Genomic DNA, 13,604 nt, shown 5'->3' with positions numbered 1-13,604 from the left:
TCAGCAGATGCGGGGCAATTGCTCGCCCGACAACCAGTCGACCATGCGCCGGCCACCAAAGCCGGTGCGGATCTGGACGAAATGGTTGGGATCGGCAATCACCTCGCCGATGCGCGCGGCTTCGGTCCCCAGGGGATGCGCGCGCAGCGCGGAAACGGCCGCATCGGCGTCGTCCGCGGCGCAGATCACCACCAGCTTGCCCTCGTTGGCAACATACAGCGGATCGAGACCGAGAAACTCGCATGCGGCCTCCACCTGCGGATGGATCGGAATCGCGGCCTCCTCGAGGCTGATCCCGACACCCGACTGGACCGCGATCTCGTTGAGCGTGGTCGCCAGCCCGCCGCGGGTGGGGTCGCGCATGACCCGGACGCCGGGCACAAGCTCGAGCAGGTGGGCGATCAGGCCGTGCAGCGCGGCCGTGTCGGACACGATTTCGGTGTCGAAGGCGAGCGATTCGCGCTGCGACAGGATGGCCGTGCCATGGTCGCCGATGCTGCCGGACACGATCACCACATCGCCCGCCCGCGCATTCGCGCCGCCAATGTCGCGCCCCGCCGGCAAGGCCCCGACGCCGGTGGTGGAGATGAACACACCGTCGCCCTTGCCGGCTTCGACCACCTTGGTGTCTCCGGTCACCACCGGCACGCCGGCCTCACGCGCCGCCGCGGCCATCGAATTGACGATGCGCACCAGATCGGCCAGCGCAAAGCCTTCTTCCAGAATGAAGCTCGCCGCAAGGTAAAGCGGGCGGGCGCCCATAACGGCCACATCGTTGATGGTGCCGTGCACCGACAGGCAACCGATATCGCCGCCGGGGAAAAACAGCGGTGACACCACGTGCGCATCGGTGGCCATCACCAGCCGCTCGCCCGCTGCGGGTGCAGGCAGCACCGCCGCATCATTGCCCTGCCCCAGCCACTCGTTGGCGAAGGCGCGCGCAAACACCTCGTCGATCAACTGCGCCATCGCCCGGCCACCCGCACCATGTCCCATATCCACCCGGCCCTGTTTCAGGTCGAGCGGGCGGACATAGCCTTTCTTTACCTCACCCATGTTGGGGCCTCCAGCGTCGTACTCCAGCCTCCAGTCACGCAGCCACCACCGGAATATCGCGGAAGCGACCATAGTTGTAGTGGGCCGCGCACGCACCTTCGGACGACACCATGCACGAGCCCATCGGATTCTCCGGCGTGCACACCGTGCCGAAGATCCTGCAGTCGGTCGGCTTTTTCACCCCGCGCAGGATCGCACCGCATTCGCAGGCCTTGTTGTCCGCCACGCTGCGGTAGGCGATGTCGAACTTCGCCTCGGCATCGAAGGCGGCGAAGCGCGCCCGAATGCGCAGCGCCGAATACGGCACCTCGTGCAGACCGCGCCATTCAAAGCTGCGACGCAGTTCGAACACGTCGCTCACCAGCGCCTGCGCCTTGAGGTTGCCGTCCTCGGTGACGGCGCGGGTGAACTCGTTCTCGACCTCGGCGCGACCTTCGTTGACCTGGCGGATCAGCATGCGCACGGCCTGCATCACGTCGAGCGGTTCGAACCCGGCGATCACCACCGGCTTGCGATACTCCTCGGCGAAGAAGGCATACGGGCGGCTGCCGATGATGGTCGACACATGCGCCGGCCCGATGAAGCCGTCCAGCGGCACGCTGCCGATCTCGCGCACCTCGGGCGACTCAAGGATGGTGACGATGGCCGACGGCGTGAGCACGTGGTTGCAGATCACACTGAAATTGTTCAGCCCGAGCGCTTCGGCCTGGCGAATCACGAGCGCGGTAGGCGGCGTCGTGGTCTCGAAGCCGATGGCGAAAAACACCACTTCGCGCGCCGGGTTGGCCTGAGCGAGCGCCACTGCGTCGGCCGCCGAATACACCATGCGGATATCGGCGCCACGCGCCTTGGCCTTGAGCATCGACAGCCCGTCGGAGGCCGGCACCCGCAGGCAGTCGCCATATGTGCACACGATCACCTCGGGCCGCGCAAGCGCCAGTCCGATCGCCATGTCGATGCGGCCGATCGGCAGCACGCATACCGGACAGCCGGGGCCGTGGATCATGCGCACATTGGGCGGCAGCAGGTCGGTCACACCGTAACGCGAGATGGCATGGGTATGGCCGCCGCAGAACTCCATGAACGCATACTCGCGCGCCGGATCCGCCTCGGCGCGAATCGCGGCCGCGAGCTTCTGCGCAAGACCGCCGTCACGGAACTCGTCCACGTACTTCATGCGCCCACTCCGGCGCCCGGCACGCCACCGATGCCGGCCTCCGCGAACAGGGCGAGCGTGCGCTCGGCCTCCTCCGCATCGAGCCGGGACAGGGCGTAGCCGACATGGACGATCACGTAATCCCCCACGGCGACATCCTCGACCAGGGCGAGCGAAATCTCCTTCTTTACCCCGCCGAGATCGATGCGGGCATTGTCACCGTCGAGCAGTTCGACGACACGGGCGGGAATCGCAAGACACATGGCTCAGTTTCCGGGTTGCAGTTGCTGGATCGCCACCCACGCCTGACCGAGGGCGATACCGCCGTCGTTGCACGGGGCCTGGCGCGCAGTAAGAACATCGAGCCCGCGTGCCGAGAGCCGGCGCGGGAGCTCGAACGCAAGCTGGCGGTTTAGAAAACAGCCGCCGCCGAGCGCGACCGTCGACAGCCGCTCGCGCCGCGTGGCAGCGACGATCCAGTCCTCGAGTGCGGCCAGCAGCGTGGCATGAAAGACCGCGGCGCCACGCGCCGGATTGCGCTCGTGCGCAAGCTCGGCAAGCAGCGGCAGGAGGTCAAGTTCGACGCCAACCTCATCTTCGCGCACAGTCCACCCTCGATGCGCGCGCAGTGCCGAGCCATAGCTTGCGGCAAGACTCTCCAGTCGCATCGCGGCCTCGGCGTCGTAGTCCATGCGCTCGCATACACCGAGCAGTCCGGCTGCAGCGTCGAACCAGCGCCCCATGCTGGTCGTGGTCGGGCACAGGTGGGGCTTGTCCAGCAGGACCTCGATCTGCGCCGCTCCGCGTTGCGCGGCAAAGCGCGGCGCGATGTCGGCGCCTCTTCCCATCCGGTGCAGCGCGGATGCGGCCATCCGCCACGGCGCCCTGGCGGCCTGGTCGCCACCGGGCAGCGCCAGCGGCGCGAGATGCCCCACGCGCTCGAACGCTGCGCCATCCACCGTCAGCAGCTCGCCGCCCCAGGCACTGCCGTCACTGCCGAGGCCGACGCCGTCGAGCGCGACACCGAGCACCGGGCCCGAACGGCGATGCTCGGCAAGTACCGCGGCGATATGGGCATGGTGATGCTGCACCCCGATCGCTGGCACACCGAGCCGGTCCGCCAGCGCCAGCGCGGCACGGGTGGAATGGAAATCCGGATGCAGGTCGTGCGCCACGGCCTCGGGCTGGATGGCCAGAATGCGCTGCAGATGCTCTGCCGCCTGATCCATCGCCACGCACACACCCGGATTGTCGAGATCGCCGATGTGCTCGGAGAGGAAGGCTTCGTCGCCACGGGTGAGGCACACTGCATTCTTCAGCCACGCGCCAAAGGCCAGTACCGGCACTCCTTTCTGTGCCAGCCGGATAGACCGCGGGGTGAAACCGCGTGCGCGGCGAACGAAGCGCGGCGTTTCCCGCGCCCCGGCAAGCGCGCTGCGCTCGGCGACCATGACCGAATCGTCGCAACGGCTCAGGATGTCACGATCGTGCATCAGGTAAGCGTCGGCGATCCCTTTGAGGCGCTGCAGGGCTTCCAGGTTGTCAGTTACCAGCGGCTCACCCCCGGGGTTGGCCGAGGTCATCACCAGCGCCAGATCCTGCACCTCGCCGAGCCAGTCCGTCCCCGTCGGGCGTCCTGCGTTGTCGTGGAACAGCAGGTAATGAAGCGGCGTATAGGGCAGCATCAGCCCGATGCTGCCGAGATCCGGGGCAAGTCCCCAGAGCTCGTTGTCGACGCTCGGACGCTTTTCGCACAGCACGACGGGTCGCTCGGCACCAGCCAGCAAGGCTTCTTCGGCGGAAGCCAGTCGCGCCCAGCGCCGGGCCGACGCGAGATTGGCCACCATCACCGCAAACGGCTTCCCGCCCCGCCCCTTGCGCGCACGCAGACGCTCGACCGCCTCCGGGTTGCGCGCATCGCACACCAGGTGAAAGCCGCCGAGCCCCTTGATCGCGACGATCTCGCCGGTGAGCAGTCGCAGCAGGGTGTCGGCAATCGGGTCGCGCGTCGCCACCCGCACGCCGGCCGCTTCGAGCAGGCTCAGCTGCGGCCCGCAGTCCGCGCACGCATTGGGCTCGGCATGAAAACGCCGATGCACGGGGGCATCGTATTCGCGCTGACATGCCGGACACTGCGCAAACGTCGCCATGCTTGTGTTGCTGCGGTCATAGGGCAGCGCACGCGTGATGGTGTAGCGCGGACCGCAGTGGGTGCAGTTGATGAAGGGATAGCGCCAGCGCCGGTCGGCAGGATCGAACAGTTCCGCAATACAGTCTGCACACACGGCGCTGTCGTGGCCGATGGTGGTGCTCACCGCGCCGCTCTCGCTGGTCCGGATGGTAAAACCCTGATCTGCGGGGTCGGCATCGCACAGCCGGGTGTGAATCGAATCGACCCGCGCAAGGCTGGGCGCCTCCGAACGGATCCGAGCAATCAGCGCCGAAAGGTTGCCGGGCAGCCCCTGCCCTTCGAGCTCGACGCCATCACCGTCGTTTCTGACCCAGCCGGAGAGGTCCAGCGTCTGCGCCAGACGATAGACGAAGGGCCTGAAACCCACGCCCTGAACCACGCCGCGCACGCGAATATGCCGGCGCTCGAGCCTGGGCTGGGAGAAGTCCTGCGCCATCAAGCCACGACACCTGCTGCGGCCACTTGCGACGGCGACCGGTCAGCCGAGGCCGCCTCCACGCCTGCACCAATCCACGCGAGCCACTCATCGAAACCTTCGCCGGTAGTCGCGGACACCTTCATCACCTTCAGGCGCGGATTGACCCGCAGCGCAAACTCCACCGCCCTGTCCACATCGAAGCTCAGGTAGGGCAGCAGATCGACCTTGTTCACCAGCATCAGATCGGCCGCGGCAAACATGTCGGGATACTTGAGCGGCTTGTCCTCTCCCTCGGTCACCGACAGGATCACCACCTTGTGCGCCTCACCGAGGTCGAAGGCTGCCGGGCAGACCAGGTTGCCGACGTTTTCGATCAGCAGCAGCGAATCATCCGCAAGCTCGAGGCGCGGCAATGCCTGACTTACCATGTGTGCATCAAGATGGCAGCCCTTGCCGGTATTGATCTGCAGTGCGCGCACGCCGGTCGCGCGGATGCGCTCGGCGTCGAAATCGGTCTGCTGGTCGCCCTCGACCACGGCCACCGGCAATCTGCCGCCCAGTTCGGTGATCGTGCGGCACAACAGGGTCGTCTTGCCCGAACCCGGACTCGACACCAGATTGAGCGCAAAGATGCCGCGCTCGCCCAGCCAGCGACGGTTGGCCTCGGCGAGGCGGTCGTTCTTGCCGAGAATGTCCTGCTCGATCCTCACCATCTGGCCCTGACTGAGTCCGGGCGCATGTGCGTGCGCCGGGCCAGTGCCGTAGTCCACGTTGTCGCCCTCAACACGGGGGCCATGCTCGGTCGCATCGCCATGCGGATCGTGCGCAGTGTGCCCGTGCTGATCATCATGGTCGTGCTCATGCGCTGCCACGGCGCGCCAGGCCACGGTCGCCCCGGCTTTGGCCCTCGGCCTGGCGACGGCCTGACCGATTCTGATCTCACCTGTTCCGCAACCACATACCGTGCACATGCTCTCTGCTCCTCGATCACCCGGGCAGTCACGCTGCCTCTCAGTTACTGCCTCGGTTTCAGCATTCGCTTCTGAATCACTACTCGACTTCCAGTTCCAGCACCCGCATCTCGGTGCCCCTCGTCGGCTGGACCTGATAGCTGCCACACTGCGGACACGGGTCATACAGCCTGCTCACCGCGACCGTCTGCGCGCACTGCATGCACCAGCCGCTCCCCGCCACCCTGACCACCTCCATCCGCGCGCCTTCAGCCGCACTGCCGCGCATCACCGCATCGAAACAGAAACTCAGCGCATCGACTTCAACCGCCGACAGCTCGCCGATCTCGACCACGACCGTCTTGACCCGACCGAGCTGCTGAGTACTCACTGCATCATCGACGATGCTGCGGATACCTTCGGCCAGCGACATCTCATGCATCCCCCGCCGCCTCCTGCGTGACGGTGAATGCGACACAGGGGTCGAGCGACAGGGCAAGCCAGTCGAGCCGCGCCAGCGCCGCGTCGCGCCCCTCGGCCTCCCAGCCGGTCGCCTCCTGCATGAAGGCGCCGCCCGGTGCAAAATTCCATTCGGTGGGGGCGATGATGTGATAGTCGGCCACGATGTCGCCCTCCAACCGCAAGGCGTGCAGAAGCACGCCGCGTGAGGTTTCGACGCAGGCCAGCCCGGCCCCCTCGCCCAGCGGCGCGGCATCGAAGCAGGGCTGCATGTCGCGCGCAAGCGGATGACGCAGGCGGCTGGCGTGGTCGGACAGGTCCACCACCTGCGCAAACACGCGCGCTGCAATACGATGGCCGTAGCCCAGCAGCGCCGCGACCAGTGGCGATCTGCTCTGACGCGCAAGCGCGCCGGTTTCATAGACGACGGGACTGGCTCCGCCATGCCACGCGGGGGCGCGGTCGAACTCGGGCGCGGGTAGCGTGCCGCCCAACATCTGCGCCCACTCCTGCGCCGTATGCGGGGGTAGCAGCGGCGCGACCTTGTCGCCTTCGGGCGTCCACCGTCCCGCCTCGATCAGTTCGGCGAGCGTCTCGCCGACAAACCCGCCGTAGCGCGTCGCACTGACGAACTCGGCCAGATTGGCGGGTTCGCGCATGGACAGGAAGAAGCCCGACAGCAGTTCCTTGGCAACCAGGTCGAGCAGCACGCCGCCGACATCGAAAGCCGCGGCCGTGTCGGTCACCTGCGCCAGACGATGATGCAGTTGCGCGAAGCGAACGCGTTGCGGCAACCGGCCGAAGCGCGTCGGCCAGTCGAGCAGCAGCCGCCACAGGTGTTCCTGAGCAGCCTCGCAGCTGATTGCGCGCTCGTCTTCGATGCTCGGCGCACAGGCCTCGCCGCGTGCGGCAGCCACCGCGGCCCGCGCTGCAATGCCCTGCGCCCGGCCGCACAGGCTGAACAGCACCGGCACCATGCGCAGCACTTCATCCACATGCCGTCCGACCAGCACCGCTGCGGCACGCGGCCGCGTGTTCTCGACCCGCGCCGTCAGACTGCGCCCGCCATCGAGACTGACCACGATATTCAGGTTGCCGGCACTACTCATCCCCGCCCCCGCAGCAAGAGTCCGCCGCGCAGGAAGTCGCGCCGCGAAACCGGCGCGGCGGCGACGGATTCGCCCTGCAGCCGTGCCTGTTCGGCAGCAGCGTCCGCTTCGGACGCCCCATCGGCCGCGACGAACAAGGCGTCGAGCGCCGCATGCGCCACGGCTTCTGCATCGGCCTGGCTTTCGAACTCGAACACCGGCGAATACAGGGAGCACATCTGGTAGGGCCCGATCTCCGGTTCGCTGTTGCCCAGGAACGCATATTCGCCCGAGGGAAAGGTCCAGCACTGACGCTCGTCCGCCGCCAGGGGGCGGAACAGACCGCCACCGCCTGGGATCAGCACCAGACTCAGCGACCATGGTGTCAGCAGCGCGCCCAGCCACTCGCCCTGCCACGACCGAAAACCGATGGCAGCGACCTCGAGCGCCGGATTGCACAGCGGCAGCCCGGCCATTGGCCCCGCTGCGATCGCAGCAAAACAGGCCCTGAGCCGGGGCGCGGGATCGTGCGCAAAGCCAGCGCGATCTGCAGACGTCGTGGGGCTCATAGGGCGTCCACCACCATGAACTTGTGACGCGGCGCATCACAGTTGGGGCAGGCCCAGTGCTCGGGCAAGGCCGAGAACGGCGTGCCGGGCGGGATCTGCCACACCTCGTCGCCTTCGGCCGGATCATAGACATGCCAGCAGATGCCGCACTCGAGACGGGCTCCGTCCGAGATGCGACTGCCGTCGCCGAGATAGCTGCCTTCAAACATGGTCTGAATTCCTGTTGTCGTGCGCATCCATATGCACCGCCTGCCCTCATGCAACCCGATGGTACGCCGAAGCCACGGAGAGGAGCAGTCGGGTCAGCCCGCATCATTCAAACCTGAGCGTCTCGATCCATTCGGCGAGGCGTTCGACGCTGTCGCCGAAGTCTTCGGCGGCGGCCGGCACCACATCGGGCATGTCGGTCACCTCGATGGTGTTGAGAATCAGGTTGTCGGCACTGTTGAAGTACTGCACCCACCAGGTGTTGGCGAGCCGGGTGCTGCTGACGCGGCAGTTCCCGTACCCGCGGGAGAGCACCAGTACGCTGCCCGCACCCAGTGTGCCGTCGAGGTAGGCAAGGTCGTCAGGTACCAGCGGCAGCAGGGTGAGATTGACAATGTGGGCGCCATCGCCTGACTTCCACCGCGCGGCGGCATCGACCAGTTCGGCCAGAATCGAGGGGGCGTTCATCACGCCTGGCGGCGGTGGCGGCACCGAAGTCCCGACGCTGCCCGCAAGCTGCGCGCAGACCCCGACAGCCCCGGGCACCGGCGCGGCCGACACCACATCGCGCACCTGCTGCTTCGCGACGTCGAATCCGAGTTCGCGCCAGACGCCGGCAAACACCGTTTCCTGAATGCGCAGCGTACCTTCACCGGCCTCTACAACGATGCTGACCTCGCCCTGCCCCAAGGCCTCGTTGACCAACTTGAGCCCAGGGGCCGAAAGCCCTGCGAGATCGATTTCGGGATAATCCGGATCGCCAAACGACCAGGCACGCATGGCGTCGAGCAGGCGCCCAAGCACGCCGAGCACCTCGTCGCGCACGGCGGGGTCGATCGCCTCGGGCATGCGTGGCACGTTGAATGTGCTCATTGCGCCCGGTGACGGAATGTACTCGAGCGTATCGTCTTCGTCCTGCGATCCGGGACCGAAGGCCACGACGGGGATGGGAAAGGCTTTCATTGTCTGGCTCCGGTCAGTGGCAGGCGGAATCGGATGCGGGACCACGCACCGGAATGCCGACCGAAGGCGCACGTCCGACAGGCAAAGCAAGCTTGCGTGCCACCGCCCCGCCCCATGCCTCCCAGTCGAGCATGCCTTCGAGCACCCCGACGTAGTCACCGTCACGCAGGAACAACTGCGCCGGATAGCGGGTGATACCGTAACGCGCGGCCACTTCGCGGCTGTCGGCGGGCATCAGGGCAGCTGCTCGCAGCCGGCGCCCGCACGTCTTGAGGATCTCGGGAAGGATGACCGCCACATCCCAGGTCTCGGGACTGCGGGCAGGGTCATCGGTGAGCAGGATCAGCACGTCGCCCCCCTTGGCGACGAACGCGCCGAGGCCGGCTGCATCGACACAGGCGATGCCATGCCGCAGTGCCTGGCGTTCAAGCAACGCGGCGAGGGAATCGAGATTGGGTGCGGCATAGTCGTTCATGTTCGGGGTCCTCGCAAAAATTCCGGAAGTTGGGGCTCGCGGCCAACGAGATCGGCAAAGGCTGCGTCCAGATCCACGGGCTGGCCGGCCATCAAGCCCGACAAGGCATTGAGGGCAGCGCCGACCCGGGCCGCCTCGGCACCATCGATCACCGCCCGTGCCGCGCCGAGAAACGTCATCAGCCAGACGCCTTGGGCCTGCGGCCCCACGAGCAGCGTGTCGATGCGGTGCTCGGCACCATCAAGACCGGTGCAGACCGCAACGCTGCCCTCCATGCGCTGCACCTGCAGCGGAATGCCGACACACATCTCAGGCCTCCCCTGAGGTCGTGACGAAACGCAGATCGCCGTGCCTGCAGGCCGCCTCGGGCGGGGGGCGACCTGCTTCGTAGGCATCCATGGCGAGCGCAACGTCGTTGAGCCGCAGCACCGCGTCGGCACGGGGCTCGACACTCACGCCCCAGCGGCGCAGGCGCGCCACCGCATGTGCAACCGCCGGCTCGATACAGGCGCGCACGACAGCACGCAGGCTGCCGCCAAAATCGTCGAGCTCGACCGGCTGCACGCCGATGAGCAGCATGGATTCGGGCAGACGATCGAGCATCTGCGCCGAGGCCAGCACCTCCTGAAAGCCGGTCTGGTGCAGGCTCATCTTCTTCGCCCCCATGAAGCGGGGCACTTCGCCGTCCTCGACCAGGCGCATCGTGCCCGGCTCGAGGCCATAGTCCACCGCATCGAACACGATCAGGCGGCGGGCTTCAGTGACATACGGCAGCAGGTACAGGCCCTGGGTACCGCCGTCCATCACGGTCACCTCGGCACCGAACTGCCAGGCCGCATCAAGCGCCTCGACACAGCGCACGCCGAAGCCCTCGTCAGCCCACAGGAGGTTGCCGATACCAAGAATCAGGACTGAACTGGACTGTGTGTGCATGCCGGCTCCGGGTGTAACGAGTGGGGTTACAGTTGCATGTGCCGTGCCAGCCCGGGGCGCGCGCATGAATCAACGCATAATCAATCACTTGAAGAAAATCCCGCTGGCAATGAGGAAACTCAGACTGGGGTTGTGTCGATCAGCTTTACATCAAATCGCAAACCTTCTTTCCACTTCGGCATTCATCGATCAACCGCGCCGCACAGGTTGCGCCACGCGATATGGGTATCCCACGCAGCCTGCAGATGCATCCACAGCAGCGGGTCGGTACCGAAGAAGACGCCCAGACGCACCGCAGTGTCTGGCGTGAAGGCGCGCCTGCCGCGGGTCAGCTCATTCACCCGCCGACGCGAGACGCCAAGTGCCCGGGCCAGCGCATCCTGCGAGATACCAGCCGGGCGCATGAAGCGGGTTTCGAGAAAGCGCCCCGGATGCGTGGGCGCCCTGGCGGGGCCGCGAACCACAGGCAAAAAGATGCGCGGGCCGGAGCCCGCGCGAACGATCGTCATCATGAGGAGAGAGAGACGAAAGGGGAAAGGCGCGAAATCATTGCGAAAGGCAGGACGGGCTTCAGTCCTTGAACATCCGCCAGCCGGAGATCATGGTGGAAATCAGGCTCTGGCGGCTCATGATGTCCTCGCGAATGGCTGCATAGACGTGCACGATCACGAAGCAGACGGTGACCCACATGCCGAGCCGGTGGAAGCTGTGGACCTGCAGGCTGTTGCCGCCCACTGCCGTGATGACCCAGCCGAACATCGACTCCGCCCAGCTGCCTTCACCCAGCCCTTCGCCATACAGCGCGAAGCCGGTGCAGATCATGTACACCGCCCCGATGGTGAAGAACAGGAACATCATCAGCTGGGCAAGCGGGTTGTGGCCGACGTACTTTTTCGGCTCGCGAACGAGAAAGAGGTACCAGCGCAGTTCGTAGAACACCTCGCTCCACCACTTCAGACTCCACACCGGCACCAGAAAGATCTGCCGGGCGTGGTGATTGCCCACCATGGCCCAGTAGATCCGGCCGAGAAAGCCGACGGCGAAGATGTAGGCTGCTGCAAAGTGTGCGAAACGGATGTAGCCCATCAGGAAATTCGCACTCGCTTCGCCCGGCACCGACGGCAGCGGCTGCCCGATGAAATAGCCGGTGATGGCCAGCACGGTGATGGCCAGCGCATTGACCCAGTGCCACAGCCGCAAGGGCGCCTCATACACATAGACGGCCTTGACCAGCCGCGCCTGACGCTCGGCCTCGAATGCATCTTGTTCTGCCAGCATGTCGTTCTCCTTTTCCCGACGACCGCGCCGCTTGAGCGGCAGCGGCGCAATCCGTCGAAGCGTGGGACTCAGCGCACCTTCACCTTGCTCAACTCCTGTCCGTCCGGACTCATGACATGCGTCGAGCACGCCAGGCAGGGATCGAAGGAATGCAGGGTGCGCAGGATCTCGAGAGGCTCGTCGGCCTTGGCCACCGGGGTATTCATCAGCGACGCCTCGAAGGCACCGATCTGCCCCTTGTCGTCGCGCGGGCTGCCGTTCCAGGTGGTGGGAACCACGGCCTGATAGTTGTCGATCTTGCCGTCCTTGATGCGGATCCAGTGCCCAAGCGCGCCGCGCGGTGCCTCGGTGAAGCCGACGCCCTTGGCCTCGGCTGGCCAGCGCGACGGGTCCCACTTGTCGACATTGGCGGTGGACTCATCGCCCGCCTTGATGTTGGCCATCATCTTGTCGAAGAAGTAGCGCATCTTGTGCGCCGCCCACGAGGCCTCCAGGCCACGCGCAGCGGTACGTCCCAGCGTGGAGAACAAGGCCTGCAGCGGCAGTCCGAGATCGGTCAGCAGCTTGTCGGTCGGCTCCTTGAACTCCGGGTTGTTCTGCACGTAGCCGATGATGTAACGCGACAGGGGGCCGACTTCCATCGCGTGTCCGCGCCAGCGCGGCGACTTGATCCAGGAGTACTTGCCCTCCTCGTCCAGCGACTCGATGCGCGTCTTCGTGCCCTTGGTGTTCTTGCCGAGCACGAAGTTGGGCTCGGTAATGCCGTCCCAGGGGTGCAGGCCCTTGGTCTCGTCCGGATAGCTGTACCAGCTGTGGGTGACGAACTCCTGCACCTGATCCGGATCACGCAGATCGATCTCGTGAATCTTCGACAGGTCGCCGTTGATGATGGCGCCGCGCGGGAGCAGCAGGTTGGACGCGGAGTAGTCGTTGGCGCGGTCGGGAATGTCACCGTAGGACATGACCGACAGCGAGGAGATGCCACCACCATGGAGCCAGTCCTTGTAGAAGCTCGCGATGGCGGTCAGGTCGGGCACGTAGACCTGGTCGACGAACTCGATGCAGCGGTCGATGATGTAGCTAACGTGGTTGAGGCGCTCCATGTTGATCGCGCCCACCGCGCCGGTGTCGTGCACATTGATCGCGCATGGCATCCCACCCACCAGCCAGTTCGGATGCGGGTTCTTGCCGCCGAAGATGGTGTGGATCTTGACGATTTCCTTCTGAAAGTCGAGCGCTTCCAGGTAGTGCGTGACCGCCATCAGGTTGGCTTCGGGCGGCAGCTTGTAGGCAGGATTGCCCCAGTAGCCGTTCATGAAGGGGCCGAGCTGACCGGACTCGACGAATTTCTTCAGCCGGTTCTGGATGTCACGGAAATAGCCAGGTGAGCTGTTGGGCCAGTTCGAGATGCTTTGCGCGAGCGCCGACGTGGCCTTGGGGTCGGCCTTGAGCGCCGACACCACATCGACCCAGTCGAGCGCGTGCAGGTGGTAGAAATGCACCAGATGGTCATGCACCTGCAGTGTGAGCTGCATGATGTTGCGGATCGAGTTGGCGTTCTCGGGTATGTCGATCTTCAGCGCGTCTTCCACCGCGCGCACCGAGGTCAGTGCGTGAGTGCCGGTACACACGCCGCAGATGCGCTCGGTAAAGGCCCATGCATCGCGCGGATCGCGCCCCTTCAGAATCACCTCCAGCCCGCGCCACATGGTGCCCGTCGACACCGCGTTGCGGATCACATTGCTTTCGTCGAGGTTGACCTCGACCCGCATGTGGCCCTCAATCCGGGTCACCGGGTCGACCACCACGCGCTTGCCGGTGTTGTCGAGCTTGAAGCCCTGCGTCTCGTACGAGCCCATGA

At 65.9% G+C, this 13,604-nt stretch carries 16 protein-coding genes; all 16 read right to left on the bottom strand.

Going from position 1 to position 13,604, the window contains the following annotated elements; all coding sequences use genetic code 11:
• Positions 1-1,056: a hydrogenase expression/formation protein HypE gene (gene hypE, locus AC22G6_RS12790; RefSeq protein ID WP_487367079.1), complete on the bottom strand. Its 1,056-nt coding sequence runs from the start codon at positions 1,054-1,056 to the stop codon at positions 1-3.
• A gap of 34 nt (positions 1,057-1,090) precedes the next feature.
• Positions 1,091-2,233, bottom strand: coding sequence for a hydrogenase formation protein HypD (hypD, locus tag AC22G6_RS12785; RefSeq protein WP_108973754.1), 1,143 nt, complete (start codon positions 2,231-2,233; stop codon positions 1,091-1,093).
• The gene (locus tag AC22G6_RS12780; protein ID WP_108973752.1) at positions 2,230-2,475 is read right to left on the bottom strand and encodes a HypC/HybG/HupF family hydrogenase formation chaperone; all 246 of its coding nucleotides are present in this window, start codon (positions 2,473-2,475) and stop codon (positions 2,230-2,232) included. The genes hypD and AC22G6_RS12780 overlap by 4 nt, the downstream gene beginning before the upstream one ends.
• Positions 2,476-2,478: 3 nt before the next feature.
• The gene (hypF, locus tag AC22G6_RS12775) at positions 2,479-4,839 is read right to left on the bottom strand and encodes a carbamoyltransferase HypF (RefSeq protein WP_487367078.1); all 2,361 of its coding nucleotides are present in this window, start codon (positions 4,837-4,839) and stop codon (positions 2,479-2,481) included.
• On the bottom strand, positions 4,839-5,792 hold the full coding sequence (gene hypB, locus AC22G6_RS12770) for a hydrogenase nickel incorporation protein HypB (RefSeq protein WP_487367077.1): 954 nt from the start codon (positions 5,790-5,792) through the stop codon (positions 4,839-4,841). Before hypB ends, hypF begins: the two co-directional genes overlap by 1 nt.
• Positions 5,793-5,871: 79 nt before the next feature.
• A complete protein-coding gene (gene hypA, locus AC22G6_RS12765) occupies positions 5,872-6,213 on the bottom strand; it encodes a hydrogenase maturation nickel metallochaperone HypA (RefSeq protein WP_487367076.1) in 342 nt (113 codons plus the stop codon).
• Positions 6,206-7,339 carry a nickel-dependent hydrogenase large subunit gene (locus AC22G6_RS12760; RefSeq protein WP_487367075.1) on the bottom strand — a complete coding sequence of 378 codons (1,134 nt, stop codon included), beginning with the start codon at positions 7,337-7,339 and terminating at the stop codon, positions 6,206-6,208. Before AC22G6_RS12760 ends, hypA begins: the two co-directional genes overlap by 8 nt.
• Entirely contained in the window at positions 7,336-7,887 is a 552-nt protein-coding gene (hybE, locus tag AC22G6_RS12755; RefSeq protein ID WP_487367074.1) for a [NiFe]-hydrogenase assembly chaperone HybE, read from the bottom strand. Before hybE ends, AC22G6_RS12760 begins: the two co-directional genes overlap by 4 nt.
• Positions 7,884-8,096, bottom strand: coding sequence for a rubredoxin (locus tag AC22G6_RS12750; RefSeq protein WP_487367073.1), 213 nt, complete (start codon positions 8,094-8,096; stop codon positions 7,884-7,886). Before AC22G6_RS12750 ends, hybE begins: the two co-directional genes overlap by 4 nt.
• 103 nt (positions 8,097-8,199) lie before the next feature.
• On the bottom strand, positions 8,200-9,057 hold the full coding sequence (locus AC22G6_RS12745; RefSeq protein ID WP_487367072.1) for a hydrogenase expression/formation protein: 858 nt from the start codon (positions 9,055-9,057) through the stop codon (positions 8,200-8,202).
• 13 nt (positions 9,058-9,070) lie between these two features.
• Entirely contained in the window at positions 9,071-9,532 is a 462-nt protein-coding gene (locus AC22G6_RS12740) for a hypothetical protein (protein WP_487367071.1), read from the bottom strand.
• Entirely contained in the window at positions 9,529-9,840 is a 312-nt protein-coding gene (locus tag AC22G6_RS12735) for a HypC/HybG/HupF family hydrogenase formation chaperone (protein ID WP_487367070.1), read from the bottom strand. The genes AC22G6_RS12740 and AC22G6_RS12735 overlap by 4 nt, the downstream gene beginning before the upstream one ends.
• 1 nt (position 9,841) lies before the next feature.
• Entirely contained in the window at positions 9,842-10,465 is a 624-nt protein-coding gene (locus AC22G6_RS12730; protein ID WP_487367069.1) for a HyaD/HybD family hydrogenase maturation endopeptidase, read from the bottom strand.
• 182 nt (positions 10,466-10,647) lie between these two features.
• Positions 10,648-10,977 carry a HigA family addiction module antitoxin gene (locus AC22G6_RS12725; protein ID WP_487367068.1) on the bottom strand — a complete coding sequence of 110 codons (330 nt, stop codon included), beginning with the start codon at positions 10,975-10,977 and terminating at the stop codon, positions 10,648-10,650.
• A 58-nt stretch (positions 10,978-11,035) separates the two neighbouring features.
• Positions 11,036-11,743, bottom strand: coding sequence for a Ni/Fe-hydrogenase, b-type cytochrome subunit (gene cybH / locus AC22G6_RS12720; RefSeq protein ID WP_487367067.1), 708 nt, complete (start codon positions 11,741-11,743; stop codon positions 11,036-11,038).
• A gap of 68 nt (positions 11,744-11,811) precedes the next feature.
• Positions 11,812-13,602 carry a nickel-dependent hydrogenase large subunit gene (locus tag AC22G6_RS12715; RefSeq protein ID WP_487367066.1) on the bottom strand — a complete coding sequence of 597 codons (1,791 nt, stop codon included), beginning with the start codon at positions 13,600-13,602 and terminating at the stop codon, positions 11,812-11,814.
• Between the last annotated feature and the right edge of the window lie 2 nt (positions 13,603-13,604).

It is taken from the genome of Parazoarcus sp. PS-13 R2A (assembly GCF_057621855.1).
This window is presented reverse-complemented; position numbering and strand designations above follow the sequence as displayed.

What these genes read in the sequence shown, in the direction of transcription:
- AC22G6_RS12740 (WP_487367071.1), bottom strand. Translation starts at nt 9,532, where the DNA reads ATGAACGACTATGCCGCACCCAATCTCGATTCCCTCGCCGCGTTGCTT.
- hypA (WP_487367076.1), bottom strand. Translation starts at nt 6,213, where the DNA reads ATGCATGAGATGTCGCTGGCCGAAGGTATCCGCAGCATCGTCGATGAT.
- hypE (WP_487367079.1), bottom strand. Translation starts at nt 1,056, where the DNA reads ATGGGTGAGGTAAAGAAAGGCTATGTCCGCCCGCTCGACCTGAAACAG.
- AC22G6_RS12715 (WP_487367066.1), bottom strand. Translation starts at nt 13,602, where the DNA reads ATGGGCTCGTACGAGACGCAGGGCTTCAAGCTCGACAACACCGGCAAG.
- AC22G6_RS12780 (WP_108973752.1), bottom strand. Translation starts at nt 2,475, where the DNA reads ATGTGTCTTGCGATTCCCGCCCGTGTCGTCGAACTGCTCGACGGTGAC.
- hypF (WP_487367078.1), bottom strand. Translation starts at nt 4,839, where the DNA reads ATGGCGCAGGACTTCTCCCAGCCCAGGCTCGAGCGCCGGCATATTCGC.
- hypB (WP_487367077.1), bottom strand. Translation starts at nt 5,792, where the DNA reads ATGTGCACGGTATGTGGTTGCGGAACAGGTGAGATCAGAATCGGTCAG.
- cybH (WP_487367067.1), bottom strand. Translation starts at nt 11,743, where the DNA reads ATGCTGGCAGAACAAGATGCATTCGAGGCCGAGCGTCAGGCGCGGCTG.
- hybE (WP_487367074.1), bottom strand. Translation starts at nt 7,887, where the DNA reads ATGAGCCCCACGACGTCTGCAGATCGCGCTGGCTTTGCGCACGATCCC.
- AC22G6_RS12725 (WP_487367068.1), bottom strand. Translation starts at nt 10,977, where the DNA reads ATGATGACGATCGTTCGCGCGGGCTCCGGCCCGCGCATCTTTTTGCCT.
- AC22G6_RS12735 (WP_487367070.1), bottom strand. Translation starts at nt 9,840, where the DNA reads ATGTGTGTCGGCATTCCGCTGCAGGTGCAGCGCATGGAGGGCAGCGTT.
- AC22G6_RS12760 (WP_487367075.1), bottom strand. Translation starts at nt 7,339, where the DNA reads ATGAGTAGTGCCGGCAACCTGAATATCGTGGTCAGTCTCGATGGCGGG.
- AC22G6_RS12730 (WP_487367069.1), bottom strand. Translation starts at nt 10,465, where the DNA reads ATGCACACACAGTCCAGTTCAGTCCTGATTCTTGGTATCGGCAACCTC.
- hypD (WP_108973754.1), bottom strand. Translation starts at nt 2,233, where the DNA reads ATGAAGTACGTGGACGAGTTCCGTGACGGCGGTCTTGCGCAGAAGCTC.
- AC22G6_RS12745 (WP_487367072.1), bottom strand. Translation starts at nt 9,057, where the DNA reads ATGAAAGCCTTTCCCATCCCCGTCGTGGCCTTCGGTCCCGGATCGCAG.
- AC22G6_RS12750 (WP_487367073.1), bottom strand. Translation starts at nt 8,096, where the DNA reads ATGTTTGAAGGCAGCTATCTCGGCGACGGCAGTCGCATCTCGGACGGA.